Here is a 23670-nt window from a genome sequence, read left to right as displayed (position 1 = left end):
TTGGATATCGCTTCGGTTCCTATACGCCAGCGGCCCGGGCCGATCCAGAAATTATTTTCGTTTGGCTTTCGTTTATGTTCATTTATGCCTTCCTCAGCGGGGGAGGAGCCTCGTACAGAAATCAATGGGAGGAGTGAGATGCGTAAGTATCTTCTCACCGCTGTTGCGGCGTCGGCCGTGATTGCGGGTACGAATGCTGTCCTGGCCGACATGGCCGCAGCCGAGAAATGGGTGGATGAGGAATTTCAACCTTCGGCGCTGACCCGGGACGAGCAACTGGCCGAAATGCAGTGGTTCATCGACGCGGCGGCGCCCTTTGCGGGGATGGAAATCAACGTCCTGTCCGAAGGCATCCCGACGCACAGCTATGAAGCGGATGTGCTGACCAAGGCGTTCGAGGACATCACCGGCATCAAGGTCAACCACCAGATCCTGGGCGAGGGCGAGGTCGTCCAGGCGGTGCAGACCCAGATGCAGACCAAGCGAAACCTCTATGACGGCTACGTCAATGACAGCGACCTGATCGGCACGCATTCGCGGCTGCAGCTGGCATACAACCTGACCGACAAGATGGCCGGCGACTGGGCCGCCACCACGAACCCGGGCCTGGATCTGGACGATTTCATGGGCATCCAGTTCACCACCGGGCCGGATGGCGATCTGTACCAGCTGCCCGACCAGCAATTCGCCAACCTCTACTGGTTCCGCAAGGACTGGTTCGACCGCGAGGATCTGAAAGCCGCGTTCAAGGAAAAATACGGCTATGACCTGGGCGTTCCGGTCAACTGGTCGGCATACGAGGATATTGCCGAATTCTTCAGCAACGACGTAAAGGAAATCGACGGCACCACGATCTATGGCCACATGGATTACGGCAAGCGCGCGCCCGATCTGGGCTGGCGCATGACCGATGCCTGGCTGTCGATGGCGGGTGCCGGATCGGTGGGCGAACCCAACGGCGTGCCCATCGACGAATGGGGCATCCGGATGGAAGAAGGCTCGTGCAACCCCGCCGGCGCCAGCGTGTCGCGCGGCGGTGCGGCCAACGGCCCGGCGGCGGTCTATGCGATCCGCAAATGGGACGAATGGCTGCGCAACTATGCCCCGCCGGGTGCGGCCAGCTATGACTTCTATCAGTCGCTGCCCGCGCTTTCCCAAGGCAACGTGGCACAGCAGATCTTCTGGTACACCGCCTTTACCGCCGACATGGTGAAATCCCAGGCCGACGGCAACAACACGGTGGATGCCGATGGCAACCCGCTGTGGCGGATGGCGCCCAGCCCGCATGGCCCCTATTGGGAAGAGGGTCAGAAGGTCGGCTATCAGGACGTGGGATCGTGGACCTTCCTGAACTCCACGCCCGAGGATCGCGCACAGGCGGCCTGGCTCTATGCCCAGTTCGCGGTGTCGAAGACCGTGGATGTGAAGAAAAGCCATGTCGGCCTGACCTTCATCCGCGACAGCTCGGTCCGGCATGAAAGCTTCACCGAACGCGCGCCCAAGCTGGGGGGTCTGGTCGAGTTCTATCGCTCGCCCGACCGTGTGGCCTGGTCGCCGACCGGTGTGAACGTGCCCGATTACCCGAAGCTGGCGCAGATCTGGTGGCAGCAGATCGGTGACGTGAACTCTGGCGCCTTCACGCCGCAGGAAGCGATGGACCGCCTGGCCGAGGAGATGGACATCACCATGGCCCGGATGCAGGCCGCCGACGAGGCCGCGAATGTCTATGGCGGCTGCGGCCCGCGCCTGAACGAGGAAAAAGACCCCTCGGAATGGCTGGGCAAGGGCGGCGCCAAGGCCAAGCTGGACAACGAAAAGCCCCAGGGCGAGACGGTCAACTATGACGATCTGGTTGCCCGCTGGGCCGAGAATTGAGCCAACGGCCGGACCGGGATCGCCCGGTCCGGCCACCCCCGGGCACCGCCCCGCTTTCCACCAAGACCAAAGGCCGGGCCTGATCGCAAGGATCAGCGCAAAGGACGACACCGATGACCATTCAGCTGAACGCAGTCACCAAACAGGTCGGCGCCGTTACCCACATCAAGCCGACGACCCTGACGCTGAAAGCCGGCCATTTCAACGTGCTGCTGGGCGAAACCGGCGCGGGCAAGACCTCGCTCATCAAGCTGATGGCGGGGCTGGATCCCGCCGCCAGCGGCACGATTACGTTTGACGGCCAAGACGTGACCCGCCTGTCGCCGCAGAAACGCAATATCAGCCTGGTGCACCAGTTTTTCGTGAACTATCCGCATATGACGGTGTTCGACAACATCGCCTCGCCGCTGAAAATCGCGGGCATGGCGAAATCCGAAATCGCCGGCCGCGTGGAAGAGGCCGCCAAACTGTTGCAGCTGACCCCGATGCTGCACCGCCGCCCGCAGGAGCTGTCGGGCGGACAGCAGCAGCGCACCGCACTGGCCCGCGCCATCGCCAAGGAAAGCCGCGCGGTGTTCCTGGACGAGCCGCTGGCGAACCTGGATTACAAACTGCGCGAGGAATTGCGCGATCAGTTGCCCGACATTCTGGCCGGGCGCGGCGCTGTGGTGGTCTATGCCACCTCTGAACCCGAAGAGGCGCTTTTGCTGGGCGGCACGACCGCGCTGATGCATGACGGCGCGGTGGCGCAGTTCGGCCCCACGGCCGAGATTTATCGCAACCCGCAGAACCTGACCGCCGCGCGCGTGTTTTCCGACCCGCCGATCAACGTGTCACAGATCGAAAAACGCGGGACGACCGCGCATCTGGGCGCCATCACATGGCAGCTGACCGGCGATGCGGCGACCCTGAGCGACGGGACCTATACCGTGGCGATCCATCCCAACAACATCCTGCCCTATCGCTCGGACACCGCAACGGTGCCGCTGCGCGGACAGGTACAGGTCACCGAGCTGACCGGGTCGGAATCCAGCGCCCATTTCGACGTGGGCGGCATCAACTGGGTATCGCTGGCCCAGGGTGTGCACCCCTATGAAATCGGCGAGATGCACCAGTTTTTCATGGATCCAAGCCGCTGCCGCTATTTCGCCGCCGATGGCGCATTGGTGGCCTGAGGACGACACGAATGGCACGTATAACCCTGCAAAACCTGCGCCACAGCTATCTGCCGAACCCGTCGGGCCCGGATGATTACGCGCTGAAGGAAATCGACCATGTGTGGGAAGACGGCGGCGCCTATGCGCTGCTTGGCCCGTCTGGCTGCGGCAAGTCCACGCTGCTGAACATCATCTCGGGCCTGCTGGTCCCGTCCGAGGGGAAGATCCTGTTCGACGACCGGGATATGACCGCCCTGCCGCCCGACAAGCGCAACATCGCACAGGTGTTCCAGTTCCCGGTCATCTACGACACGATGTCGGTCTATGACAATCTGGCCTTTCCGCTGCGCAATCGCGGACGGGACGAGAAGATCGTGCGCGAGCGCGTGACCGCCATTGCCGAGATGCTGGAAGTCACGTCGATGCTGGACACCCGCGCGGCGAACCTGAGCCCGGACAACAAGCAAAAGATCTCGATGGGGCGCGGGCTGGTGCGCAACGATGTGAACGTGGTGATGTTCGACGAACCGCTGACCGTGATCGACCCGCATCTGAAATGGAAACTGCGGTCGAAGCTGAAAGAGCTGCACCAGCGCGTGAACGCGACGATGATCTATGTCACCCACGACCAGACCGAGGCGCTGACCTTCGCCGATCAGGTCGTGGTGATGGATCTGGGCGTGATCGTGCAGATCGGCACCCCGGTCGAGCTGTTCGAGCGTCCCGCGCATACCTTCGTGGGCCATTTCATCGGCTCGCCCGGCATGAACATCCTGCCCTGCGAGGTGCGCGATGGCGGCGCCTTTTTCCGGGGCCAGCCCGTGACGCTGGAAGGGCCGATCACCAAGATCGGGACCAGGGCTGAGATCGGCGTGCGGCCCGAATTCGTGTCGCTGGCCGATAGCGGCATCGAAGCCGTGGTGCGCAAGGCATCCGATATCGGCCGGCACAACGTGGTCGAGGTCATGGTGGGCGACACCCGCATCGCGGCCGTGACCGAGGGCGACCGCCCCGCCAAGGGCGACACCGTCCATCTGCAATTCCGGCCCGACCAGACCCGGCTTTACGCCGATGGCTGGCTCGCGACCGAGGCAAGGGGGTAGCCACATGAAAACCGTCAATCAAAAGGCCTGGTTCTTCGTCCTGCCGGTGCTGGTGCTGGTGGCGTTCAACGCGCTGATCCCGATCATGACCGTGGTGAATTATTCGGTCCAGGAGACATTCGGCGACAACCTGTTCTTCTGGCAGGGGCTCGACTGGTTCCAGCAGATCCTGCAATCGGACCGCTTCCACGCCGCGCTGGGGCGGCAGTTCCTGTTCACCGGCCTGATCCTGGCGATCGAGATCCCGCTGGGCATCATCATCGCGCTTTCCATGCCGCGCAAAGGCTTCTGGGTGCCGGTCTGTCTGGTGACGATGGCGCTGCCGATGCTGATCCCGTGGAACGTGGTGGGGTCGATGTGGAACATCTTTACCCTGCCCGATATCGGATTGCTGGGTTATTTCCTGAACCACACGCTGGGCATCCCCTATGACATGACGCAGAACCCCGTGGCGGCCTGGATCACGGTGATCGTGATGGATGTCTGGCACTGGACATCGCTGGTGGTGCTGTTGTGCTATGCGGGGCTGGTGTCGATCCCCGATGCCTATTACCAGGCGGCCAAGATCGACGGCGCGTCGAACTGGTCGGTGTTCCGCTATATCCAGCTGCCCAAGATGAAAACGGTTCTGACCATCGCGGTGCTGCTGCGGTTCATGGACAGCTTCAACATCTATACCGAGCCCTTCACGCTGACCGGCGGTGGCCCGGGCAATTCCACCACGCTGCTGTCGATTGATCTGGTCAAGATCGCGCTGGGGCAGTTCGACCTGGGTCCGGCGGCGGCGATGTCGCTGATCTATTTCGCCATCACGCTGTTGGTCAGTTGGGTGTTCTATACGCTCATGACCAAGAACGATAACACCTAAGGGGGCAGGCACATGAAACCGCGCTATCTGATCCCGCTTTTCTATATCCTGTTCCTGCTGCTGCCGATCTATTGGCTGGTCGCGATGAGCTTCAAGACCACGAACGAGATCCTGTCGGGCTTCTCGCTTTTCCCGCAGACCTTCACGCTGGAAAACTATGCCGCGATCTTCACCGATCCGACCTGGTACTGGGGCTATATCAACTCGATCCTCTATGTTTCGATCAACACCGTGATCTCGGTCGCGGTGGCGCTGCCTGCGGCCTATGCGTTCAGCCGCTATCGGTTCCTGGGGGACAAGCACCTGTTTTTCTGGCTGCTGACGAACCGGATGGCCCCGGCGGCGGTCTTTGCCCTGCCCTTCTTTCAGCTGTATTCGGCGGTCGGGCTATTCGACACGCATCTGGCGGTGGCGCTGGCGCATTGCCTGTTCAACATCCCGCTGGCGGTCTGGATCCTTGAGGGGTTCATGGGCGGTGTGCCCAAAGAGCTGGATGAAACCGCCTATGTCGACGGCTATTCCTTCCCCCGCTTTTTCGTCCAGATCTTTCTGCCGACGATCAAGGCGGGCGTGGGCGTGACCGCGTTCTTCTGCTTCATGTTCTCGTGGGTGGAACTGCTGCTGGCCAAGACCCTGACGGCGGTCGAGGCCAAGCCGATTGCCGCCGTGATGACGCGCACCGCATCATCGGCGGGGTACGAGCTGGGCCTGCTGGCGGCTGCGGGGACCTTGACGATCATTCCCGGCGCGATTGTGATCTATTTCGTTCGGAACTACATTGCCAAGGGCTTTGCCTTGGGGAGGGTGTGATGCTGAACTGGATGGCCTGGACCTGGCCCACCGCATTGGTCTTCATCGGGATCTTCAGCGCCCTTGGCGTGCTGACCCTGGTCGAGATCCGCCACCCCGGCGGGCAGGAACGGCGCGGCGTTCTGGGGCTGACCACCACGCGGGGCGACCGGCTGTTCCTGTCGCTTTTGGGGGCGGTCTATATCTTTCTGGCGTGGCTGGGGCTGGTCGGCATGCCGCTTTGGGCGCCGCTGGGGCTGGCCATCGCCTGGGGCGTTTTCTGTTTCTGGAAGGTCTGAGCGATGCCCGGCCCCTATATCCTGTCGATCGATCAGGGCACGACCTCCAGCCGGGCGATCATCTTCGACGCGGGGCTTCAGGTCGTTGCCATCGCCCAGCGCGAATTCCCGCAGCATTTCCCGGCCTCGGGCTGGGTCGAACACGACCCCCAGGACCTGTGGACCACGGTGATCGGGGCCGCCCACGCCGCCATCGCCAAGGCCGGGCTGACCGCAGCGGATATCGCCAGCATCGGCATCACCAACCAGCGCGAAACCACCGTGGTCTGGGACCGCACCACCGGCCAGCCGGTCTATAACGCCATCGTCTGGCAGGATCGGCGCACCGCCGAATATTGCCACAAGCTGAAGGCCGAGGGTCACGAGGCGCTGATCGCCGACACCACGGGGCTGTTGCTGGACCCGTATTTTTCCGCGACCAAGCTGCGCTGGGTTCTGGAAAATGTCGATGGCGCGCGGGACCGCGCCGCAAAGGGCGATCTGCTGTTCGGCACCGTCGACAGCTATCTGATCTGGCGGCTGACGGGCGGGCGGGCGCACGTGACCGACGCCACCAACGCCGCGCGCACCGCGCTTTACGACATACACAATGACCGATGGTCGGCCCCGATCTGCGAGTTGTTCGACATCCCGCAGGCGATGCTGCCGCAAGTGCGCGACAGCGCGGCGGAATTCGGCACGACCGAGCCCGATATCCTGGGCGCGGCAATTCCGATCCAGGGGGTTGCGGGCGATCAACAGGCGGCGACGGTCGGTCAGGCCTGTTTCGACCGGGGCATGGTCAAATCGACCTATGGCACCGGGTGTTTTGCCCTGATCAACACCGGGAACACGCCGGTTGCATCGAAAAACCGGCTGCTGACCACCATCGCCTATCAACTGGACGGCAAGCCGACCTATGCGCTGGAGGGGTCTATTTTCATCGCCGGGGCCGTGGTGCAATGGCTGCGCGACGGGTTGAAGATCATTGAAACCGCCGCCGAGACGCAGCCCCTGGCCGAAACCGCCGATCCGGCGCAGAACGTGATCATGGTGCCGGCCTTTACTGGGCTTGGCGCGCCTTATTGGGACCCCGATTGTCGCGGCGCGATCTTTGGCCTGACCCGCAATTCGGGGCCTGCGGAGTTCGCCCGTGCGGCGCTGGAAAGTGTGGGGTTCCAGACCCGCGATCTGATCGACGCGATGCAGATGGACATGGCCGATGGCGCGGGGACGGCTCCGGCGATCCTGCGTGTCGATGGCGGGATGAGCGCCAGCGACTGGACGATGCAATTCCTGTCCGACATCCTGGGCGCGCCGGTCGACCGGCCACAGGTACTGGAAACCACCGCGCTGGGGGCCGCCTGGCTGGCGGGGATGCAGGCGGGCATCTGCCCCGGCCCCACCGAATTCGCGCAAAGCTGGTCGCTGGAACGCCGGTTCCAGCCCGCGATGGATGCCCAGACCCGCGCCGGAAAGGTCGCAGGCTGGAAAGACGCCGTGCGCCGCACCCTGGGAAGCTGAGCCGGTTCAGCCCTTGCTGACGAAATCGATGCTGAACGAGGTCTGCGCGCCCTGTGGCGGCGGCGGGAAGGGGGCCGCGCGCTGGACATGGCGCAGGGCGTTCTGATCGACGCGGGGCGACCCTGAGCTTTTCAGGATGCGCACCGATGCAACCGCCCCCGATGCCGTGACGCGAAAGCCCACCTTGGCGGTGCCGCGCCCGCCTGACCGCTCTTTCCGGGTGCGCTGGATCTTGCGCATGACCTTGCCGGGATAGTTCGACACAGCCGCATTGCCCGCCGCGCGGGCCGCCCCCGCGGTGGCCGAGGACCGCGCCGCCTGTGCGTTGGTCTTGCCGTCGGCCTGCCCCTTGCGGGCGGTGGCGGTGCTGTTTGTCGTGGCCTGCTTGGCCTTTTGACGAGCCGGTTCGGCTGCCTTGGCGGGCTTGGGCTTTGGCGGGGCCTTTTTCGCGACTTTCGGATCGGGGCGCGTTTTCGGGCGCGGGGTGTCGGCGTCGGGCTGGCGCACCTCGACCGGTGTGGTCGCGGTGATGCGGTCGGGCGCAGGCTGCACCGGATCCAGCTTGCGCATTTCGGCCGGGTCGGTGGCGGTCCCGGCGGGCAGGGCCGCGACCTCGTCCGGGCGCGCGGCGGGGGTCAGGGGCACCTGCGCCGTGTTTTCCGGCACGACCCGCTGCGGCGTGACCGGCTGCGCGGCGGCGGGCTCGGTAACGGTGGGCGTCAGCGTGTCATCCTGCGTCACCGGCTGCGTGGTGGTCGGCACCAGATCGGCCAGGCTGTCGCCCAGCATGGCGACGGTCTGTGGCGCGCCGCCCTGAATCTCGATGCCCTCGGGCGCGCCAAGAACACCGAACCCCGCCAGATGGGCGCCGACCGACAGGGCCAGCGCCAGCGCGGCGATGCGTCTGGGTCCGGCGATCATTCCAGCCCCCTTTCGGTCACGACGAACAGCTTGGCCGCACCGGCCTGTTGCAGCGCGCGGCCGATCTTCAGCAGCTGCGCGGCGGGCAGATCGCGGTCGGGAACGATGCGGATTTCGGGCGCCTCGGACCCGTCGGCAACCTGTTCCAGGAAGGCTTCGGGCGTGATTTCGGCCCCGCGATACAGGCTGCGCCCATCGGCGGCGATCACCAGCGCATCGGGCGGCTCGCGCCCGGCAAGGTCGCGGGTCGACACCAGCGTCAGATCGGGCTGCAACGGCGGCGCGATACTGCCCGCGATCAGGAAGAAGATCAGCATCAGGAAGACGATGTTGATAAGCGCGATCGTCGGCTCGGAAACGCGCTTGTGCCGAACATGACGCGCCATTCACCCGGCCCCCAGGACACGCACCGCCAGATGCGGCACATCGCGCAGACGGGTCAGGACATCGACCAGCCCCTGGGCCGTCACATCGCCCACCGGGCTGACCAGCAGCAGCGCACCATCGTCGGCGGCATCTGCGGTCAGGTCGCTCAGGCGCGCGCCCAGATCGTCCAACGCGACCTGCTGGCCGTTCAGCGACAGCGCCTCGGGCGTCAGCCGCAGAAACAGCGGCCGGGCCTGCGACGGCGCAGCGCCCGAGGCCGCGCTCATCAGCTCGACCTCGGCATAGCGGGTGAAGGTCGATGTCAGCATGAAAAACAGCAGCAACAGAAAGATGATGTCGATGAGCGAGGTCATCGACATCCGCCGCCGCCGGAATGCAGCCCCCCTAGTGCGCATGGCCCAGCGCGGCGGCGGGCGCCGTTCCGGTGGCCGTTTCGGCGCCGAAGTCGCCGGGGCAGAGGATCATCTGGATTGCCTTGTCGGCAAAGACCCGTTCGCGGAAGACGCGCGATTCCAGCCAGGTCAGGATCAGCGATGTGGGCATCGCCACTGCCAGCCCCACGGCGGTGGTCATCAGCGCCACCCAGATCCCGCCCGCCAACAGTGAGGGGTCGACCGACGATCCGGCCTCCTGCAGCTTGCGGAACGCTTCGATCATGCCCAGAACCGTGCCGAACAACCCCAGAAGCGGCGCGATCTGCGCGATGCTGTCCAGCAGCCGAAAGGCGCTTTCCAGCCGGGCCAGTTGCGCCTCGGCGCGGGCGTTGAGACGCTCGGCCAGGCGCGTGGCGTCCTGATCGGACCGGGCGGCGGACATCGCCTCGGCCAGCAGCGGGGCCAGGTGGTTCGGGCTGTCGGCGACCGCGCTGCGCGCGCCCCCGACCGATCCCGCATCCCATTCCCCCAGCGCCCGGTTCAGCGCATCGCGGCGGCCGACCCCGGCACGGTGGAACTGCCAGAACTTGAACAGGACAACCGCCAGCGCCAGCACCGACAGCCCCAACAGAACGGCGACAACAGGGCCACCCAGATCGACGAAACCGCGCAGCGCGGCGAAAGCCTGTTCCAAAGGCATCATCCCAGAACCTCGATTTTCGTACGGGTTTCAGGGCGCAGCGCGGCGGCGCAATCGGCATTGGCGATGCCGTCGCCGGTGCAGCTGTGCACCCCGTTGATCAGAACCTGCGCAATGCCGTCACATTGGGTGCCCGGCACGTCGAACTGGCGCACGCGGGGCCGCCCGGCGGGCAGGGCCTGAAAGTCGAAAAGCGTCATTTGCAACACCGCGCCGTCGGTCGAAAACAGGACCGTTTCGAACACGGCGGTGTTCAGATCCGCCGCCAGCTGGTTGCGCGCCACAAAGGTCAGGCGGCAGGCGTCGCCATGCTGGTCGGATCCGTTCAATTCGATGGAAAGAAAAGGGGCTGGTGTGGCGGATTGCTCCGCCGACACCGGCCCAGTGCCGGCCGCAAGCCCCAAACACGACAGGACGATGCTTGCGCATTGCAGGGTTTCACGGCCGGGAATGTGCATCTTTTTTATCCTTTGCTGCTCAGAAGGTTTTTGCCAGGGTCAGCGACACGCTGCGCCCCGCGGAGTTGTTGGAATTCAGATGTTTGCGATAGGTCTTGTCGAAGACGTTATCGACGCCCAGCCGGATTTCGGCATCCGCGAACATCCCCTGATCGGGTGTCCAGCTGGCGAACACATCATGTACGGTATAGGTATCCGCATCCAATGTCGTCCCGCCGCTGACACGGGATTTCGACTTGGCATGGGTCAGGCTCCAGCCCAGTTTCATGTCCCATTGCGGCAGGTACCGGCCCAGCGTCAGCGCGATGGTATCGGCGGGGATCGTATCCTCGAGCTTGGCGTTGTCGCTAACGGGATTGCTCAGGTTCTTGCCGTCCATGCGGGTATAGGCCAGCGAACCGAAGAACAGATCCGAGGCATAGGCGGCCTCGAGCTCCAGCCCCTGAATACGGGTCCGGTCCAGGTTGAGGCGCGACGGCACGATCCCGTCCACGCTCAGGCCCGCGGTATTGCTGACGATCTGGTTGCGCATGTTGTTCTGGAACGCCGTAGCTTTCAGATCGAACCGGTCGCTTTGCGTCAACAGGTTCTGATGGGTGAAGGAAAAGCCCAGTTCGAAGTTTTCGCTTTCCTCGGGGTCCAGCGTGCCCAGCGCGGGCGTGGGCCGGGTGCGGGTGTCGTACATCTCGTCGATGGTGGGCAGCCGTTCGGTATAGGCCGCCGATCCGAAGACCGCGAAAGCCTCGTTCAGCTTGTAATGCACCGCCAGGGTCGCAGCCATCGCGTCCTTGGTGGTGTCGTCATCGGTCGCGGTAATCAACTGGCCGGGCGAGAGGGTCATCTCGTCGAAGCACAGGCCGCCGATGACGGTCAGCCGGTCATCCCAGATGAATTCGTTCTGCGCATAGATGCCGGTCGTGGTGGTTTCGCCATCGGGGTGATAGCTGATCCCGGTGCCGGCGGCGGTTTCACCCTGACGGTCCTGCACCGAATGCGACAGGCCGAAGGTCAGGATGTTCTCATAGTTCGCGCCGGACCAGACGGCCTCGTTCTCGGCCTGGAAGGTCCAGGTGGAATACGAGAAATCGGCCTCGGGCAGGAAACACCCGACACAGTTTTCCATCTCGACCGTGGTGTCGGAATATTCGATCATCAGGTCGGCGTTGATCAGGTCGTTATCGGCCGGGTTATAGGTATAGATCAACTGTGCGGTCTGATCCTCATAGGTGCGGTCGACCTGGCCCCAGCCGCCGTCAATCTGGTTGTAATCCTGCTTTTTGGCGTCGGAATAGAACGACTCGAAGAAGAACCGCGCCTGATGCGCGCCATCATTGCCGAAGCGATAGGCCGAGTTGATCATCTGCGAGCGGGTTTCGAACTCTGTCGCGGGCAGTTCGACCCCGTCGCCATCCTCTTTCTTGTCCGAATCGCGGAACACGAAGGCCGCCATCACGTCGAACCGCTGATCGGGCGCGAAGGCCAACGCGGTCGAGCTGAGCCGCCCATTGCCGTTATCGGTATATTGCAGCTTTTGGCGCACCGCGAAATTGTCGTCGCCGTCCAGGAAATCGGAGGCTTCCTTGGCCTCCATCGCGATCACGCCGCCGATGGCGCCCGACCCGTACAGGGTGGACGATGCCGGCCCGCGCAGAACCTCGACCCGCTTGAACAGCTCGGGATCGGCGAAGAACGATCCAAGACGGTATTGTTCGTAATACTTGTTCACGCCGTTGATCGACATGATGATCTTGGGCTCGTCCGCCGATCCGCCCGCGCCGATGCCCCGGATGTTGAAGCTTTCGCCAAAGACGCTTTCCGAGCCGATGGCGGTGACGCCGGGCAGACGGTCCAGAACCTCGCCCACGGTGTCGGCCTGTTCGCGCTCGATCTCTTCCTCGTTCACGACCGACACCGACTGCGGCACGTCGATCGCCACCTTTTCGGCGCCTGCGCCCAGCACGACACGGCCCAGTTGCGTCATTGCGCCCGTGTCGGTCTGTTCCTGCGCGGCCGCCGCGCCCGCCAGGCCCGACAGGGCCACGGTACACAGCAGTTGAACGCGCCTTCTCTTTTGGAAACCCATGATATCTTCCCCTTGTTATGCTCGCGTATGGATGCTTGCTCGGGGCTGGCGATCGCGGTCTTGTGTGTCGCCTGAATGCGGCGAGACTTGCGCGTCCTATAAAAACCTATTAATTCTGTCAACTATTGAATGCGGCACACCCGCTTTTCACCCAGCCAGCGATCCGTGTTGCCCAAGATCACGCGGCCCGCGCGCAAGGTTCCACCAACACCCAAAGGAAAGGCTCTGGAATGTCAGGGAAGAACCGGCTTTCGGCAGAAGATATCCGCACCGCGCGGGCCGAGAACGACAAATTGCGGGCCCGCGACCTGGCGGCCAAGCTGGGGATCACCGAGGCCGCGCTGGTGGCCGCCGATATCGGCCACACGGTGACGCGAATCGAAGCGCATCCCGACCGGGTGATCGCGCATGTCATGAACCTGGGCCCGGTGATGGCGCTGACCCGCAATGAAAGCTGCGTGATCGAAAAGGTCGGTGTGTTCGAAAACTATCGCGGGGGCGAGCATGCCACGATGGTCGTGAACAAGGATATCGACAGCCGTTTCTTCCCCCGCCACTGGGTGCATGCCTTCGCCATCGACGATGGCGCGCGGCGGTCGGTCCAGATCTTCGATGCGGCGGGCGATGCGGTGCACAAGATCTTCCTGCGCGAGGAATCCGATCTGCAGGAATGGCAGAAGCAGGTCACCGCGCTGGCGCTGGCCGATCAATCCGCCGATCTGAGCCTGTCGGAGCGCGTGCCCACCGAACCGCCCCGCGCCGATCCCGACAAGGCCGACCGGCTGCGCGCGGAATGGGACCAGATGACCGACACGCATCAGTTCATGGGCATCCTGCGCAAGCTCAAGATGAACCGGCTGGGCGCCTACCGGATAGCCGGGGCGCCCTATGTCCGGCCGCTGCCCGGTGATGCGGTCGATACCCTGCTGTCGAACCTGTCGGGCACCGGTATTCACGTGATGATCTTCGTGGGCAACATGGGCTGCATCCAGATCCATGGCGGGCCGGTCGACACGGTGAAACCGATGGGGCCGTGGCTGAACGTGCTGGATCCCGGCTTCAACCTGCATCTGCGCGCCGATCACATTGCCGAGGTCGTGGCGGTCGCCAAATCCTCGCGCCAGGGACCGGCCCTGTCGGTCGAGGCGTTCGACAAGGACGGGATGCTGATCCTGCAGATCTTCGGCACCCGGCGCGAAGACCCCGCGCATTTCGATGCGTTCGCCGAAATGGTCGCCGCGCTGGTCGCGCAGGCCGCACCGGTCGAGGCCGCGGAATGAGCGGCGCGTCGGGGATCGTGCGCACGCACCTGGCGCTGACCTTGTGCCTGGTGGTGTTCGCCGCCGCAGCCGCCGCGGCAGAGCCTGCGGCCAAGCGGGTGGTATCCATCGGCGGGTCGCTGACCGAAATCATCTATGCCCTGGGCGAACAGGACCGGCTGGTGGCCCGCGACACGACATCGATCTATCCCGATGCGGCGCAGTGGCTGGCCGATGTGGGCTATATGCGCCGCCTGTCGGCCGAGGGGATCCTGGCCGTCGATCCCGACCTGATCCTGGCCGAAGAGGGGTCCGGCCCGCCGGAAACCATCGCGCTTCTGGATGCGGCGCGCGTGCCCTTCGTGACCGTGCCCGACGGGTTCGACCGCGCGGCCATCGCCGCCAAGATCCAGGCCGTCGCCGACCGGCTGGGCGTGCCCGACAAGGGCACCGAACTGGCCACCCGGACCGAGGCCAGCCTGCAGGCGGCCGAAGCGATGGCCGCCGCGCAGCAGGGCAAGAAACGGGTGATGTTCATCCTGTCGACCCAGGGCGGGCGGATCATGGCCTCGGGGCGCGGGACGGCTGCCGACGGGATCATCGCGCTGTCGGGCGCGATCAACGCCCTTGACGCGTTCGAAGGCTATAAGCCCGTCACCGACGAGGCGATCACAGCCGCCGCGCCGGATGCCATCCTGATGATGGATCGCGGCGGCGGGCATGGCACCGTGGAACAGGTGCTGGCCATGCCCGCCATCGCCACGACCCCCGCTGCGGCGTCGCGCGCGATCGTGACGATGAACGGGCTTTACCTGTTGGGTTTCGGTCCGCGCACGGCACAGGCCGCCTTTGACCTGAATGCCGCGCTTTACGGATCGGAAGGCTGAGTTGCATGGCCGTTGCAGATCACATCATGCCGGCCGCCACGCAGACGCAAGGTGACCGTGCACCGCTGGCGCGCCGGCTGTTCTGGGCCCTGTCGGTCCTGTTGGCCGGGATCAGCCTGTTCAGCCTGACCTATGGCGCGTCGGATACCTCGCTTCTGGCGGCGCTTGGCGATTGGGTCCAGGGGCGCGAACTGTCGCTGCGCGACCGGGTCGTGCTGTTCGACATCCGCATGCCCCGGCTGGTGATGGGCGTTCTGGTCGGCGCCGGGCTTGCGGTTTCGGGCGCGGTGCTTCAGGGGCTCTTTCGCAACCCGCTGGCCGATCCCGCGCTGATCGGGGTCAGCTCCGGCGCATCGCTGGGGGCGATCTGCGCCATCGTGCTGGGCGGCTATCTGCCCGCGCGCATGGCCGATTTCCTGGGCTATTACACCGTTCCGGCGGCGGCCTTCATCGGGGCCTGGGCGGCGACGATGGTGCTTTACCGCGTGTCGACGCGGCGCGGGCGGACCTCGGTCGCGACGATGCTGCTGGCGGGGATCGCGCTGGGGGCGATGACGAACGCCATGGCGGGGATGCTGATCTTCATCGCCGATGACGCACAGCTGCGCGACCTGACCTTCTGGTCGCTGGGATCGCTGGGCGGCGCGACATGGTCCAAGGTCTTTGCCGCCGGGCCGATGATCGTGCTGTTGCTGCTGGCCGCGCCGCTTTTGTCGACCGGCCTGAACGGGCTGGCCCTGGGCGAGGCCGCGGCCGGGCATCTGGGCATCCCGGTGCAGCGGGTCAAGAACCTGTCGATCCTGGGGGTGGCCGCGCTGACCGGGGCAGCGGTGGCGATATCGGGCGGGATCGGGTTCGTCGGCATCGTGGTGCCGCACCTGCTGCGCCTGGTGATCGGGCCTGACCACCGGTTCCTGCTGCCGAACGCGGCGCTGCTGGGGGCGTCCCTGCTGTTGCTGGCCGATGTGATCAGCCGCACGATGGTCGCCCCGGCCGAGCTGCCGATCGGGATCATCACCGCAGTGATCGGCGCGCCGTTCTTCCTGTGGATCCTGCTGCGGCGGCGCGGCATTCTGGATATGTGAGGGCACATGTTGATCGCGAAGGATATCGGTGTTCGACTGGGCGACAATCAGGTGCTGCGCGACCTGACCTTTACCGCCCGCCCGGGCGAGCTGACGGCGATTGTCGGCCCCAACGGGTCGGGCAAGACGACCCTGCTGCGGGCGCTGACGGGGGATGTGGAATTCGACGGCGCGATCTCCCTGTCGCGGCACGATATCCGCACCACCCCGCCCTGGAAACTGGCCGCCACGCGCGGGGTGCTGCCGCAATCCACGCCCATGGCCTTTCCCTTTACCGTGCTCGAGGTCGTGCGCCTGGGCCTGATCGCGGGGATCGGCGCCGACCGCGCCGCCCTGCCCCACCGGGCGCTGGCCGCGGTCGACCTGGCCGGGTTCGAAGGCCGGTTCTATCAGGAGCTGTCGGGCGGCGAGCAGCAGCGCGTGCAGCTGGCCCGTGTCCTGTGCCAGATCTGGGAGCCGGTCGTCGCGGGCGAGCCGCGCTGGCTGTTTCTGGACGAACCGGTCGCCAGCCTGGATATCGGGCACCAGCTGACGGTGATGCAGCTGGCCCATGACTATGCCAAAGCCGGCGGCGGGGTGGTTGCGGTGATGCACGATCTGAACCTGACGGCGATGTTCGCCGACAGTGTCGCGCTGATCCACAACGGCGCGCTGGTGCGGCAGGACACACCGGCCAAGGTGTTCAACGATCACGACCTGTCCGTGGCCTATGGCTGTGCGCTGCGTGTGAATGAAACACCGGTTTTCGACAGCACCTTTCTGTTACCGCACACCGCATCGACCGGCCCGGGCCCGGCGCACAGGCCCTGACCGTCCTTGGCCCGCGCGCATCTGGCGCGGGTCGGGTGCTTGCGTTCTGTTATATTATAAAATAACAATCCTGAAATGCCAAAGGTCAGGCGCGTCACCGCCCATGGGGGAATGGCCCGCCGCCCCGGCTGAACATGTTGCATTCCATTTGAACGGACATCCCATGAAACAGACGATTTCCCTGATTGCCCTTCTGGCCGCCACCCCGGCCCTGGCCCAGGATACGCGCCACATGGACGCCCATGAACACGGCGTCGGCGCCCTGTACATCGCGATCGACGGCACGACCGTCGCCATGGAATTCAGCGCCCCCGGCGCCGATATCGTGGGGTTCGAATACGCCGCACAAAGCGAGGCCGACCGCGCCGCCGTGGATGCGGCAGTGGCAACGCTTGCCACCCCGCTGGACCTGTTCGTGATGCCGGCCGAGGCGGGCTGTTCCGTCACCCAGGCCAGCGCCGCGCTCGAGTCCGAGTACGAGGCGCATGGTGACCATGATCACGATGAACATGAGCACGAAGACGTACATGAGCACGAGGATCATGAAGAACACGCAGAAGAGGCCGGGCATACCGAATTCCACGCCCAGTACACCCTGACCTGCGCCAATCCGCAGGCGCTGACCGAGATCGCATTCGCCTATTTCGACAGGTTCGAAAACGCGCGCGAGGTCGAGGTTCAGATCCTCGGCCCCTCTGGCGCGCAGGCGTTCGAGGTCGAACGCGACGCGCCCACGCTGGACCTGCGCAGCCTGTTCTGACGTGACGCAGCCGGTCCTGAAACTGTCGGGCGTGACATTCCGCTGGCCGGGCCGGGCGGGCTTTGCGCTGTCGGTGCCCGATTTCAGCGTCGCGGCGGGGGAATCCGTCCTGCTGCTGGGCGATAGCGGCGCGGGCAAATCCACCCTTCTGTCACTGATCTGCGGCACCTTGTTGCCGGAATCGGGCACGATTCTGGTGAACGGAACGGACATCACCGGCCTGAGCGGCGCGGGCCGGGACAGGTTCCGCGCCGAACAGATCGGGGTGATCTTCCAACAGTTCAACCTGCTGCCCTTCGGCTCGGTCGTCGACAACATCCTGCTGCCGCTGCGCTTTGCGCCACAGCGGCGCGGGCGTGTCGCGGATGCGCGGGCCGACGCCGCCGCGATCTGCACCGCGCTTGGCCTGCCGGGCGATGTCTTTACCGCCAAGGCCCATACCCTGAGCGTGGGGCAGCAACAGCGCGTCGCCGTCGCCCGGGCCCTGATCGGTCAGCCGCCGCTGATCGTCGCGGACGAACCGACATCGGCGCTGGACGCCAACAGCCAGGCGGCCTTTCTTGATCTTCTGTTCCAGCAGAAAGCGGCGCAAAACACCGCGCTTCTGATGGTCAGCCACGATCCGCGACTGGGGGACAGGTTCGACCGCGTTGTCGGGATCACCGATATCGCCCGCATCACACGGGCCGCCGCATGATCCTGCGCCTGGCCCTTGCATCGCTTTTCGCGCGCGCCCTGACCGTGGGCATGACCATTTTGGCGATTGCGCTGTCGGTCATGCTGTTTCTGGGGGTGGAAAAGGTCCGCACCGGGGCCAAGGCCAGCTTTGCCGACACGATCTCGGGCACCGACCTGATCGTCGGCGCGCGGTCGGGCTCGGTGCAGCTGCTGCTTTATTCCGTGTTCCGCATCGGCAATGCGACGAACAACGTGACCTGGCAAAGCTATCAGGACATCGCCGCCCGGCCCGAGATCGACTGGATCGTGCCGATCTCGCTGGGGGACAGTCACCGCCAGTTCCGGGTCATGGGCACGACGCGCGAATTCTTCGACCGCTACAAGTACCGCCAGGGCAGGTCGCTTGCGATTGCCCAGGGCGCGGTGATGGACGACCTGTTCGACACCGTGATCGGCGCCGATGTCGCCGCCACGCTGGGTTACCGCGTGGGGGACCCGATCGTCGTGGCGCATGGGCTGGCGTCATTCACCGAACACAAGGATCAGCCGTTCCGCATCTCGGGCATCCTGGCCAAGACCGGCACGCCGGTCGACCGCACCGTGATTGTCAGCCTTCAGGCGATCGAGGCGATCCATGTCGACTGGCGCAGCGGCGCCCAGATCCCCGGTCAGTCCACACCCGTCGACGTCATCCGCCAGATGGACCTGACGCCCAAGGCGGTCACCGCCGCGCTGATCGGTGTGCAAAGCCCGCTGCAGACCTTTCGCCTGCAACGCGCGATCAATGAATACCCGCAAGAGCCGCTTCTGGCCGTTCTGCCCGGTGTCGCCCTGCAAGAGCTTTGGGCCATCGTCGGCATCGCCGAAACCGCTTTGCTGGCGGTCTCGGCCATGGTGGTGGTCACGGCCCTGATCGGGATGATGGCCACGATCTTTTCCAGCCTGAACGAACGCCGCCGCGAGATGGCGATCTTTCGCGCGATGGGCGCGCGGCCCGGTACGATCTTCGGCCTGTTGGTGATCGAGGCGATGCTGACCGCCGCGATGGGCGCGGTTTTGGGGCTGGCGCTGCTTTATGCCGGGCTGTTCGTGGCCCAGCCGGTTCTGGACAGCGCGTTTGGCCTGTGGCTGCCCATCGACGCACCGTCGCTACGCGAGGGGCTGGTGCTGGCGGGGGTGGTCGCGGCCGGCGCACTGGTCAGCCTGGTCCCGGCCTTTCGCGCCTATAGATTGTCCCTGGCCGATGGTATGATGGTGAAAAGCTGATGCAGAATCCGAGGCCCCCTTTGCTGAACCGCAGATCCGCACTTTTGCTGTTGTCGGCGACCGCCCTTGCGCCCGTCGCCGCGATGGCCAAAACCGCGCGTGAAATCATGTGGGAGGATCTGATCCCCCCCGGCGTCCCCTATTCCGAGATCATCGGCGAGGGCGAGATGGACATGCTCAACGACACCTGGAACCCGATCTATGACGCCAACGGCATCAAGCTGAACGCGGCGCTGGACGGGCTTTACATCAAGATGCCGGGTTTCATCATTCCCTTCGATGTCGCGGCGGACGGGGTGCGGGATTTCATGCTGGTGCCTTATGTCGGCGCCTGCATCCACACGCCACCACCACCGGCCAACCAGCTGGTCGTGGTCCACAGCGACACGCCCTGGCCGGGGGATGAGCTGTGGGATCCCGTCTGGGTGACGGGCACCATCAGCACGCAACTGCAATCGACCGATCTGGGCCAGACCGGCTATGCGATCCGCGCCGAGGCGATGGAGGTCTATGAATGGTAAAGCGCCGCCCGCATCGGCGCGCGGTCCTGACCGGGTTGGCAGCATCGGCACTGGCCCCGGCATTTGCGCGGGCAGAGCAGGTCATCGACCTGGAATGGGAAGACCTGTTACCCAAGACGCCCCTGCACCAGACGCCGGTTCTGCGCGGCCTCGTCGACCACCCCGATACGCCCCTGTCCAGCCAGCAACCGGCATCGACCGGCCTGCGTGACGACTGGAACGGCCAAGTCGTGCGGCTTTCGGGTTTCGTGGTGCCGGTGGATCATCGCGGCACCGGCGTCGTCGCCTTCATCCTGGTGCCCTATGTGGGCGCCTGCGTGCACGTCCCGCCGCCGCCTTCCAATCAACTGGTTTTTGTGACGACCGCGGACCCGTTTGAAAGCGATGGTCTTTTTGATGCGGTTACGGTTACGGGGATGTTTGGTTCCGCGCCGGTTTCGACGCAGCTTGCGGATATCGGCTATGCGCTATCTGCGGACCGGATTGAGGCTTACGGCGGTTAGGCGCGTTTTGCGTCGGGATGATCTAGCTTTTTTATCGACTGGTTGCGGGAGTAGGATTTGAACCTACGACCTTCAGGTTATGAGCCTGACGAGCTACCGGGCTGCTCCATCCCGCGTCACTGTCGATTTTTGTCGTTTAGAGAGATTATTGGTTTTTTTCTAGGTTTGGCGGTGACCTACTCTCCCACGTCTTGAGACGCAGTACCATCGGCGCAACCGAGCTTAACGGCCGAGTTCGGGATGGGATCGGGTGTTTCTCTGGCGCTGTGACCACCAAACCGAGGAAAAAACCAAGTCAAGTCAAGTACATGTGTGTTTTGTGTATGCTTCTGACCAGTATTAGCCTTGCTATTACTGGATCAAATCAAGCCTATCGGACAATTAGTACCGGTCAACTGAACGCATTGCTGCGCTTACATCTCCGGCCTATCGACGAGGTGGTCTACCTCGGTCCTCAGGGATACCTTGTTTTGAGGGGGGCTTCCCGCTTAGATGCCTTCAGCGGTTATCCTGTCCGATCATAGCTACCCTGCACTACCGTTGGCACGATAACAGGTCCACCAGTGGATCGTTCACCCCGGTCCTCTCGTACTAGGGGCAACTCCTCTCAAGTATCCTACACCCACGGCAGATAGGGACCGAACTGTCTCACGACGTTCTAAACCCAGCTCACGTACCTCTTTAAACGGCGAACAGCCGTACCCTTGGGACCTGCTCCAGCCCCAGGATGAGATGAGCCGACATCGAGGTGCCAAACACTGCCGTCGATATGGACTCTTGGGCAGTATCAGCCTGTTATCCCCGGCGTACCTTTTATCCGTTGAGCGATGGCCCTTCCACGCGGGACCACCGGATCACTATGGCCGTCTTTCGACTCTGCTCGACTTGTCAGTCTCGCAGTCAGGCTGGCTTCTGCCATTGCACTCAACGAGCGATTTCCGACCGCTCTGAGCCAACCTTCGCGCGCCTCCGTTACTCTTTAGGAGGCGACCGCCCCAGTCAAACTACCCGCCACACAGGGTCCCGGCACCGGATAACGGTGCGCGGTTAGACATCAAGCAGAACAAGGGTGGTATCTCAAGGGAGGCTCCACAGGAACTGGCGTTCCTGCTTCGAAGCCTACCACCTATCCTGCACATGTTGTGCCTGATGCCAGTGTGAAGCTGTAGTAAAGGTGCACGGGGTCTTTCCGTCTAACCGCGGGAAGCCTGCATCTTGACAGGCAATTCAATTTCGCTGAGTCGATGTTGGAGACAGCGGGGAAGTCGTTACGCCATTCGTGCAGGTCGGAACTTACCCGACAAGGAATTTCGCTACCTTAGGACCGTTATAGTTACGGCCGCCGTTTACCTGGGCTTCAATTCGGAGCTTGCACCCCTCCTTTTAACCTTCAGGCACCGGGCAGGCGTCAGACCCTATACGTCGTCTTGCGACTTCGCAGAGCCCTGTGTTTTTAGTAAACAGTCGCCACCCCCTGGTTTGTGCCCCCAGCTCCAAGTTGCCTTGGAACCGGGCCTCCTTCTCGCGAACTTACGGAGGTATTTTGCCGAGTTCCTTCAACATCGTTCTCTCAAGCGCCTTGGTATGCTCTACCAGTCCACCTGTGTCGGTTTAGGGTACGGTCTGATGGAGGGCTATTTCCAGGAACCTCTCAGCGGCCCACCCAATCCGATAAGGGTGAACAACAGTCGAGATCCGTCACATCCTCCTGGCCTAGGAATATTAACCTAGTTCCCATCGTCTACGCATTTCTGCCTCGACTTAGGGGCCGGCTTACCCTGCTCAGATTAGCTTTAAGCAGGAACCCTTGGACTTTCGGCGAGAGTGTCTCTCACACTCTTTGTCGCTACTCATGTCATCATTCTCGCTAGTGATCGCTCCACCGTTCCTCACGGACCGGCTTCATCGCCAAACCCTGTCCTCCAATGATCCCCGAAAGGATCGAAGGAGGAATGGGTTTTATCACACTACGCTCTGCTACCATGCCTTACGGCATCCTCAGCTTCGGCTCGTGGCTTGAGCCCCGTTACATCTTCGCCGCAGGACAACTTGTTTAGACCAGTGAGCTGTTACGCTATCTTTAAAGGATGGCTGCTTCTAAGCCAACCTCCTGGTTGTTTTGGTCGTCCCACCTGCTTTCCCACTTAGCCACGAATTGGGGGCCTTAGCTGGAGGTCAGGGTTGTTTCCCTCTCCACGACGGACGTTAGCATCCGCCGTGTGTCTGCCATCTAGTACTCCCGGGTATTCGGAGTTTGGTTAGGATCAGTAAGCCTGTGGGGCCCCATTACCCATCCAGTGCTCTACCCCCCGGGGTATTCGGATGACGCTCTACCTAAATAGATTTCGCAGAGAACCAGCTATCTCCGAGTTTGATTGGCCTTTCACCCCTAGGCACAGCTCATCCCGATCTTTTTCAACAGATGTGGGTTCGGTCCTCCAGTAAGTGTTACCTTACCTTCAACCTGGCCATGCCTAGATCACTCGGTTTCGGGTCTGATCCTACGAACTCTGTCGCCCTATTAAGACTCGCTTTCGCTGCGCCTACACCTAACGGCTTAAGCTTGCTCGTAAGACCAAGTCGATGACCCATTATACAAAAGGTACGCCGTCAGCTCGCAAGGAGCCTCCGACTGATTGTAGGCGTTCGGTTTCAGGTACTGTTTCACTCCCCTCGTCGGGGTGCTTTTCACCTTTCCCTCACGGTACTGGTTCGCTATCGGTCAGTAAGGAGTACTTAGCCTTCGAAGGTGGTCCTCCGATCTTCAGACAGGATTTCACGTGTCCCGCCCTACTTAATACGTACCTCAAAGCTTCCCATACGGGGCTATCACCCGCTATGGCCCTGCTTCCCAACAGGTTCTGGTCACTTATCGGTCTCGGCTGGTCCCCGTTCGCTCGCCGCTACTAGGGGAGTAGCTATTGCTGTCCTTTCCTCCGGGTACTTAGATGTTTCAGTTCCCCGGGTTTGCTCTTAAAACCCTATATATTCAGGTAATAAGTACTTGGTTTACCCCGCTATTGAATGACCTTGCGGTCAACAATAGTGGAATATCAAGTGGGTTGCCCCATTCGGAAATCCATGGATCAAAGCCTATTCTCGGCTCCCCATAGCTTATCGCAGAGTATCACGTCCTTCATCGCCTCTTACTGCCAAGGCATCCACCAAACGCCCTTCTCGCGCTTGATCTGATCCAGAAAAAGCAAGGCTCTTGGCAGGGCCAAACTTCGTGCCGATCGAACGGCGCTCCGGATCAGAAGTCATACATTTTCCCGCCCGCCTTCCTGGTTCGTGAAGGCGGACATGATGCGATCTTCCGATCACATCAGGTTAGTGTACTTGACTTGGACAACATCGTCGTTTCGGAAGGGATACGCGGTTCCA

Annotated in this window: 22 protein-coding genes, 1 tRNA gene and 2 rRNA genes; 16 read left to right on the top strand and 9 right to left on the bottom strand. The window is 63.3% G+C overall.

What is annotated here, in order from left to right:
- Window positions 1-138: 138 nt before the first annotated feature.
- The 7 genes from CLM60_RS00165 (at window position 139) to glpK (ending at window position 7594) form a co-directional block, all read left to right on the top strand.
- On the top strand, window positions 139-1875 hold the full coding sequence (locus CLM60_RS00165; RefSeq protein WP_095587248.1) for an ABC transporter substrate-binding protein: 1737 nt from the start codon (window positions 139-141) through the stop codon (window positions 1873-1875).
- A 113-nt stretch (window positions 1876-1988) separates the two neighbouring features.
- Window positions 1989-3050 carry an ABC transporter ATP-binding protein gene (locus tag CLM60_RS00160; protein WP_095587247.1) on the top strand — a complete coding sequence of 354 codons (1062 nt, stop codon included), beginning with the start codon at window positions 1989-1991 and terminating at the stop codon, window positions 3048-3050.
- 11 nt (window positions 3051-3061) lie between these two features.
- Window positions 3062-4135, top strand: a complete 1074-nt coding sequence (locus tag CLM60_RS00155) for an ABC transporter ATP-binding protein (RefSeq protein WP_095587246.1) — start codon at window positions 3062-3064, stop codon at window positions 4133-4135.
- A 4-nt stretch (window positions 4136-4139) separates the two neighbouring features.
- A complete protein-coding gene (locus CLM60_RS00150; protein WP_095587245.1) occupies window positions 4140-5003 on the top strand; it encodes a carbohydrate ABC transporter permease in 864 nt (287 codons plus the stop codon).
- Window positions 5004-5015: 12 nt separating this feature from the next.
- The gene (locus CLM60_RS00145) at window positions 5016-5813 is read left to right on the top strand and encodes a carbohydrate ABC transporter permease (RefSeq protein ID WP_095587244.1); all 798 of its coding nucleotides are present in this window, start codon (window positions 5016-5018) and stop codon (window positions 5811-5813) included.
- A complete protein-coding gene (locus CLM60_RS00140) occupies window positions 5813-6091 on the top strand; it encodes a DUF2160 domain-containing protein (RefSeq protein ID WP_095587243.1) in 279 nt (92 codons plus the stop codon). The genes CLM60_RS00145 and CLM60_RS00140 overlap by 1 nt, the downstream gene beginning before the upstream one ends.
- 3 nt (window positions 6092-6094) lie before the next feature.
- On the top strand, window positions 6095-7594 hold the full coding sequence (glpK, locus tag CLM60_RS00135; protein ID WP_095587242.1) for a glycerol kinase GlpK: 1500 nt from the start codon (window positions 6095-6097) through the stop codon (window positions 7592-7594).
- Window positions 7595-7600: 6 nt separating this feature from the next.
- Here glpK and CLM60_RS00130 read toward each other — a convergent pair whose 3' ends face one another.
- From CLM60_RS00130 to CLM60_RS00105, 6 genes are read right to left on the bottom strand one after another with little or no spacing between them, the layout of a single operon-like run.
- Entirely contained in the window at window positions 7601-8515 is a 915-nt protein-coding gene (locus tag CLM60_RS00130) for an energy transducer TonB (protein WP_095587241.1), read from the bottom strand.
- Window positions 8512-8901, bottom strand: a complete 390-nt coding sequence (locus CLM60_RS00125) for an ExbD/TolR family protein (protein WP_095587240.1) — start codon at window positions 8899-8901, stop codon at window positions 8512-8514. Before CLM60_RS00125 ends, CLM60_RS00130 begins: the two co-directional genes overlap by 4 nt.
- Complete coding sequence (locus CLM60_RS00120) at window positions 8902-9255, bottom strand: biopolymer transporter ExbD (RefSeq protein ID WP_095587389.1); 354 nt, start codon at window positions 9253-9255, stop codon at window positions 8902-8904.
- 31 nt (window positions 9256-9286) lie between these two features.
- Window positions 9287-9976 (bottom strand): MotA/TolQ/ExbB proton channel family protein, encoded by a 690-nt coding sequence (locus CLM60_RS00115; protein WP_176473740.1) that lies wholly within the window; start codon window positions 9974-9976, stop codon window positions 9287-9289.
- Complete coding sequence (locus tag CLM60_RS00110) at window positions 9976-10434, bottom strand: hypothetical protein (RefSeq protein ID WP_245848068.1); 459 nt, start codon at window positions 10432-10434, stop codon at window positions 9976-9978. Before CLM60_RS00110 ends, CLM60_RS00115 begins: the two co-directional genes overlap by 1 nt.
- A 19-nt stretch (window positions 10435-10453) precedes the next feature.
- Window positions 10454-12517: a TonB-dependent receptor domain-containing protein gene (locus CLM60_RS00105; RefSeq protein ID WP_095587238.1), complete on the bottom strand. Its 2064-nt coding sequence runs from the start codon at window positions 12515-12517 to the stop codon at window positions 10454-10456.
- Between the two features lie 230 nt (window positions 12518-12747).
- On the opposite strand from CLM60_RS00105, the gene CLM60_RS00100 reads away from it, so the two are divergent.
- The 9 genes from CLM60_RS00100 to CLM60_RS00060 all read left to right on the top strand — a co-directional run bounded on the left by CLM60_RS00100 (window position 12748) and on the right by CLM60_RS00060 (window position 20286).
- On the top strand, window positions 12748-13797 hold the full coding sequence (locus CLM60_RS00100; RefSeq protein ID WP_095587237.1) for a hemin-degrading factor: 1050 nt from the start codon (window positions 12748-12750) through the stop codon (window positions 13795-13797).
- A complete protein-coding gene (locus CLM60_RS00095) occupies window positions 13794-14663 on the top strand; it encodes a heme/hemin ABC transporter substrate-binding protein (protein WP_095587236.1) in 870 nt (289 codons plus the stop codon). The genes CLM60_RS00100 and CLM60_RS00095 overlap by 4 nt, the downstream gene beginning before the upstream one ends.
- A 5-nt stretch (window positions 14664-14668) precedes the next feature.
- On the top strand, window positions 14669-15748 hold the full coding sequence (locus CLM60_RS00090) for a FecCD family ABC transporter permease (protein WP_095587235.1): 1080 nt from the start codon (window positions 14669-14671) through the stop codon (window positions 15746-15748).
- Window positions 15749-15754: 6 nt separating this feature from the next.
- Window positions 15755-16558: a heme ABC transporter ATP-binding protein gene (locus CLM60_RS00085; protein WP_095587234.1), complete on the top strand. Its 804-nt coding sequence runs from the start codon at window positions 15755-15757 to the stop codon at window positions 16556-16558.
- A 163-nt stretch (window positions 16559-16721) separates the two neighbouring features.
- Entirely contained in the window at window positions 16722-17318 is a 597-nt protein-coding gene (gene zrgA, locus CLM60_RS00080) for a zinc uptake protein ZrgA (protein ID WP_095587387.1), read from the top strand.
- 1 nt (window position 17319) lies between these two features.
- Window positions 17320-18015 carry an ABC transporter ATP-binding protein gene (locus CLM60_RS00075; RefSeq protein ID WP_095587233.1) on the top strand — a complete coding sequence of 232 codons (696 nt, stop codon included), beginning with the start codon at window positions 17320-17322 and terminating at the stop codon, window positions 18013-18015.
- Window positions 18012-19262 (top strand): ABC transporter permease, encoded by a 1251-nt coding sequence (locus CLM60_RS00070; protein WP_095587232.1) that lies wholly within the window; start codon window positions 18012-18014, stop codon window positions 19260-19262. The genes CLM60_RS00075 and CLM60_RS00070 overlap by 4 nt, the downstream gene beginning before the upstream one ends.
- Window positions 19262-19783 carry a DUF3299 domain-containing protein gene (locus tag CLM60_RS00065; RefSeq protein ID WP_095587231.1) on the top strand — a complete coding sequence of 174 codons (522 nt, stop codon included), beginning with the start codon at window positions 19262-19264 and terminating at the stop codon, window positions 19781-19783. The genes CLM60_RS00070 and CLM60_RS00065 overlap by 1 nt, the downstream gene beginning before the upstream one ends.
- Window positions 19777-20286 (top strand): DUF3299 domain-containing protein, encoded by a 510-nt coding sequence (locus CLM60_RS00060; RefSeq protein WP_095587230.1) that lies wholly within the window; start codon window positions 19777-19779, stop codon window positions 20284-20286. Before CLM60_RS00065 ends, CLM60_RS00060 begins: the two co-directional genes overlap by 7 nt.
- A gap of 39 nt (window positions 20287-20325) precedes the next feature.
- On the opposite strand, the gene CLM60_RS00055 is transcribed toward CLM60_RS00060, so the two are convergent.
- The 3 genes from CLM60_RS00055 to CLM60_RS00045 all read right to left on the bottom strand — a co-directional run bounded on the left by CLM60_RS00055 (window position 20326) and on the right by CLM60_RS00045 (window position 23475).
- Window positions 20326-20402, bottom strand: a tRNA-Met gene (locus CLM60_RS00055).
- Between the two features lie 47 nt (window positions 20403-20449).
- Window positions 20450-20564 (bottom strand): 5S ribosomal RNA (gene rrf, locus CLM60_RS00050).
- A gap of 82 nt (window positions 20565-20646) precedes the next feature.
- A 23S ribosomal RNA gene (locus CLM60_RS00045) occupies window positions 20647-23475 on the bottom strand.
- Window positions 23476-23670 lie beyond the last annotated feature (195 nt).

The sequence above is a fragment of the Actibacterium ureilyticum genome, assembly GCF_002285435.1.
Taxonomy (GTDB): Bacteria; Pseudomonadota; Alphaproteobacteria; order Rhodobacterales; family Rhodobacteraceae; genus Actibacterium_C; species Actibacterium_C ureilyticum.
Note: the sequence above shows the minus strand (reverse complement) of the source record. Positions and strands in the feature narration are given on the sequence as shown.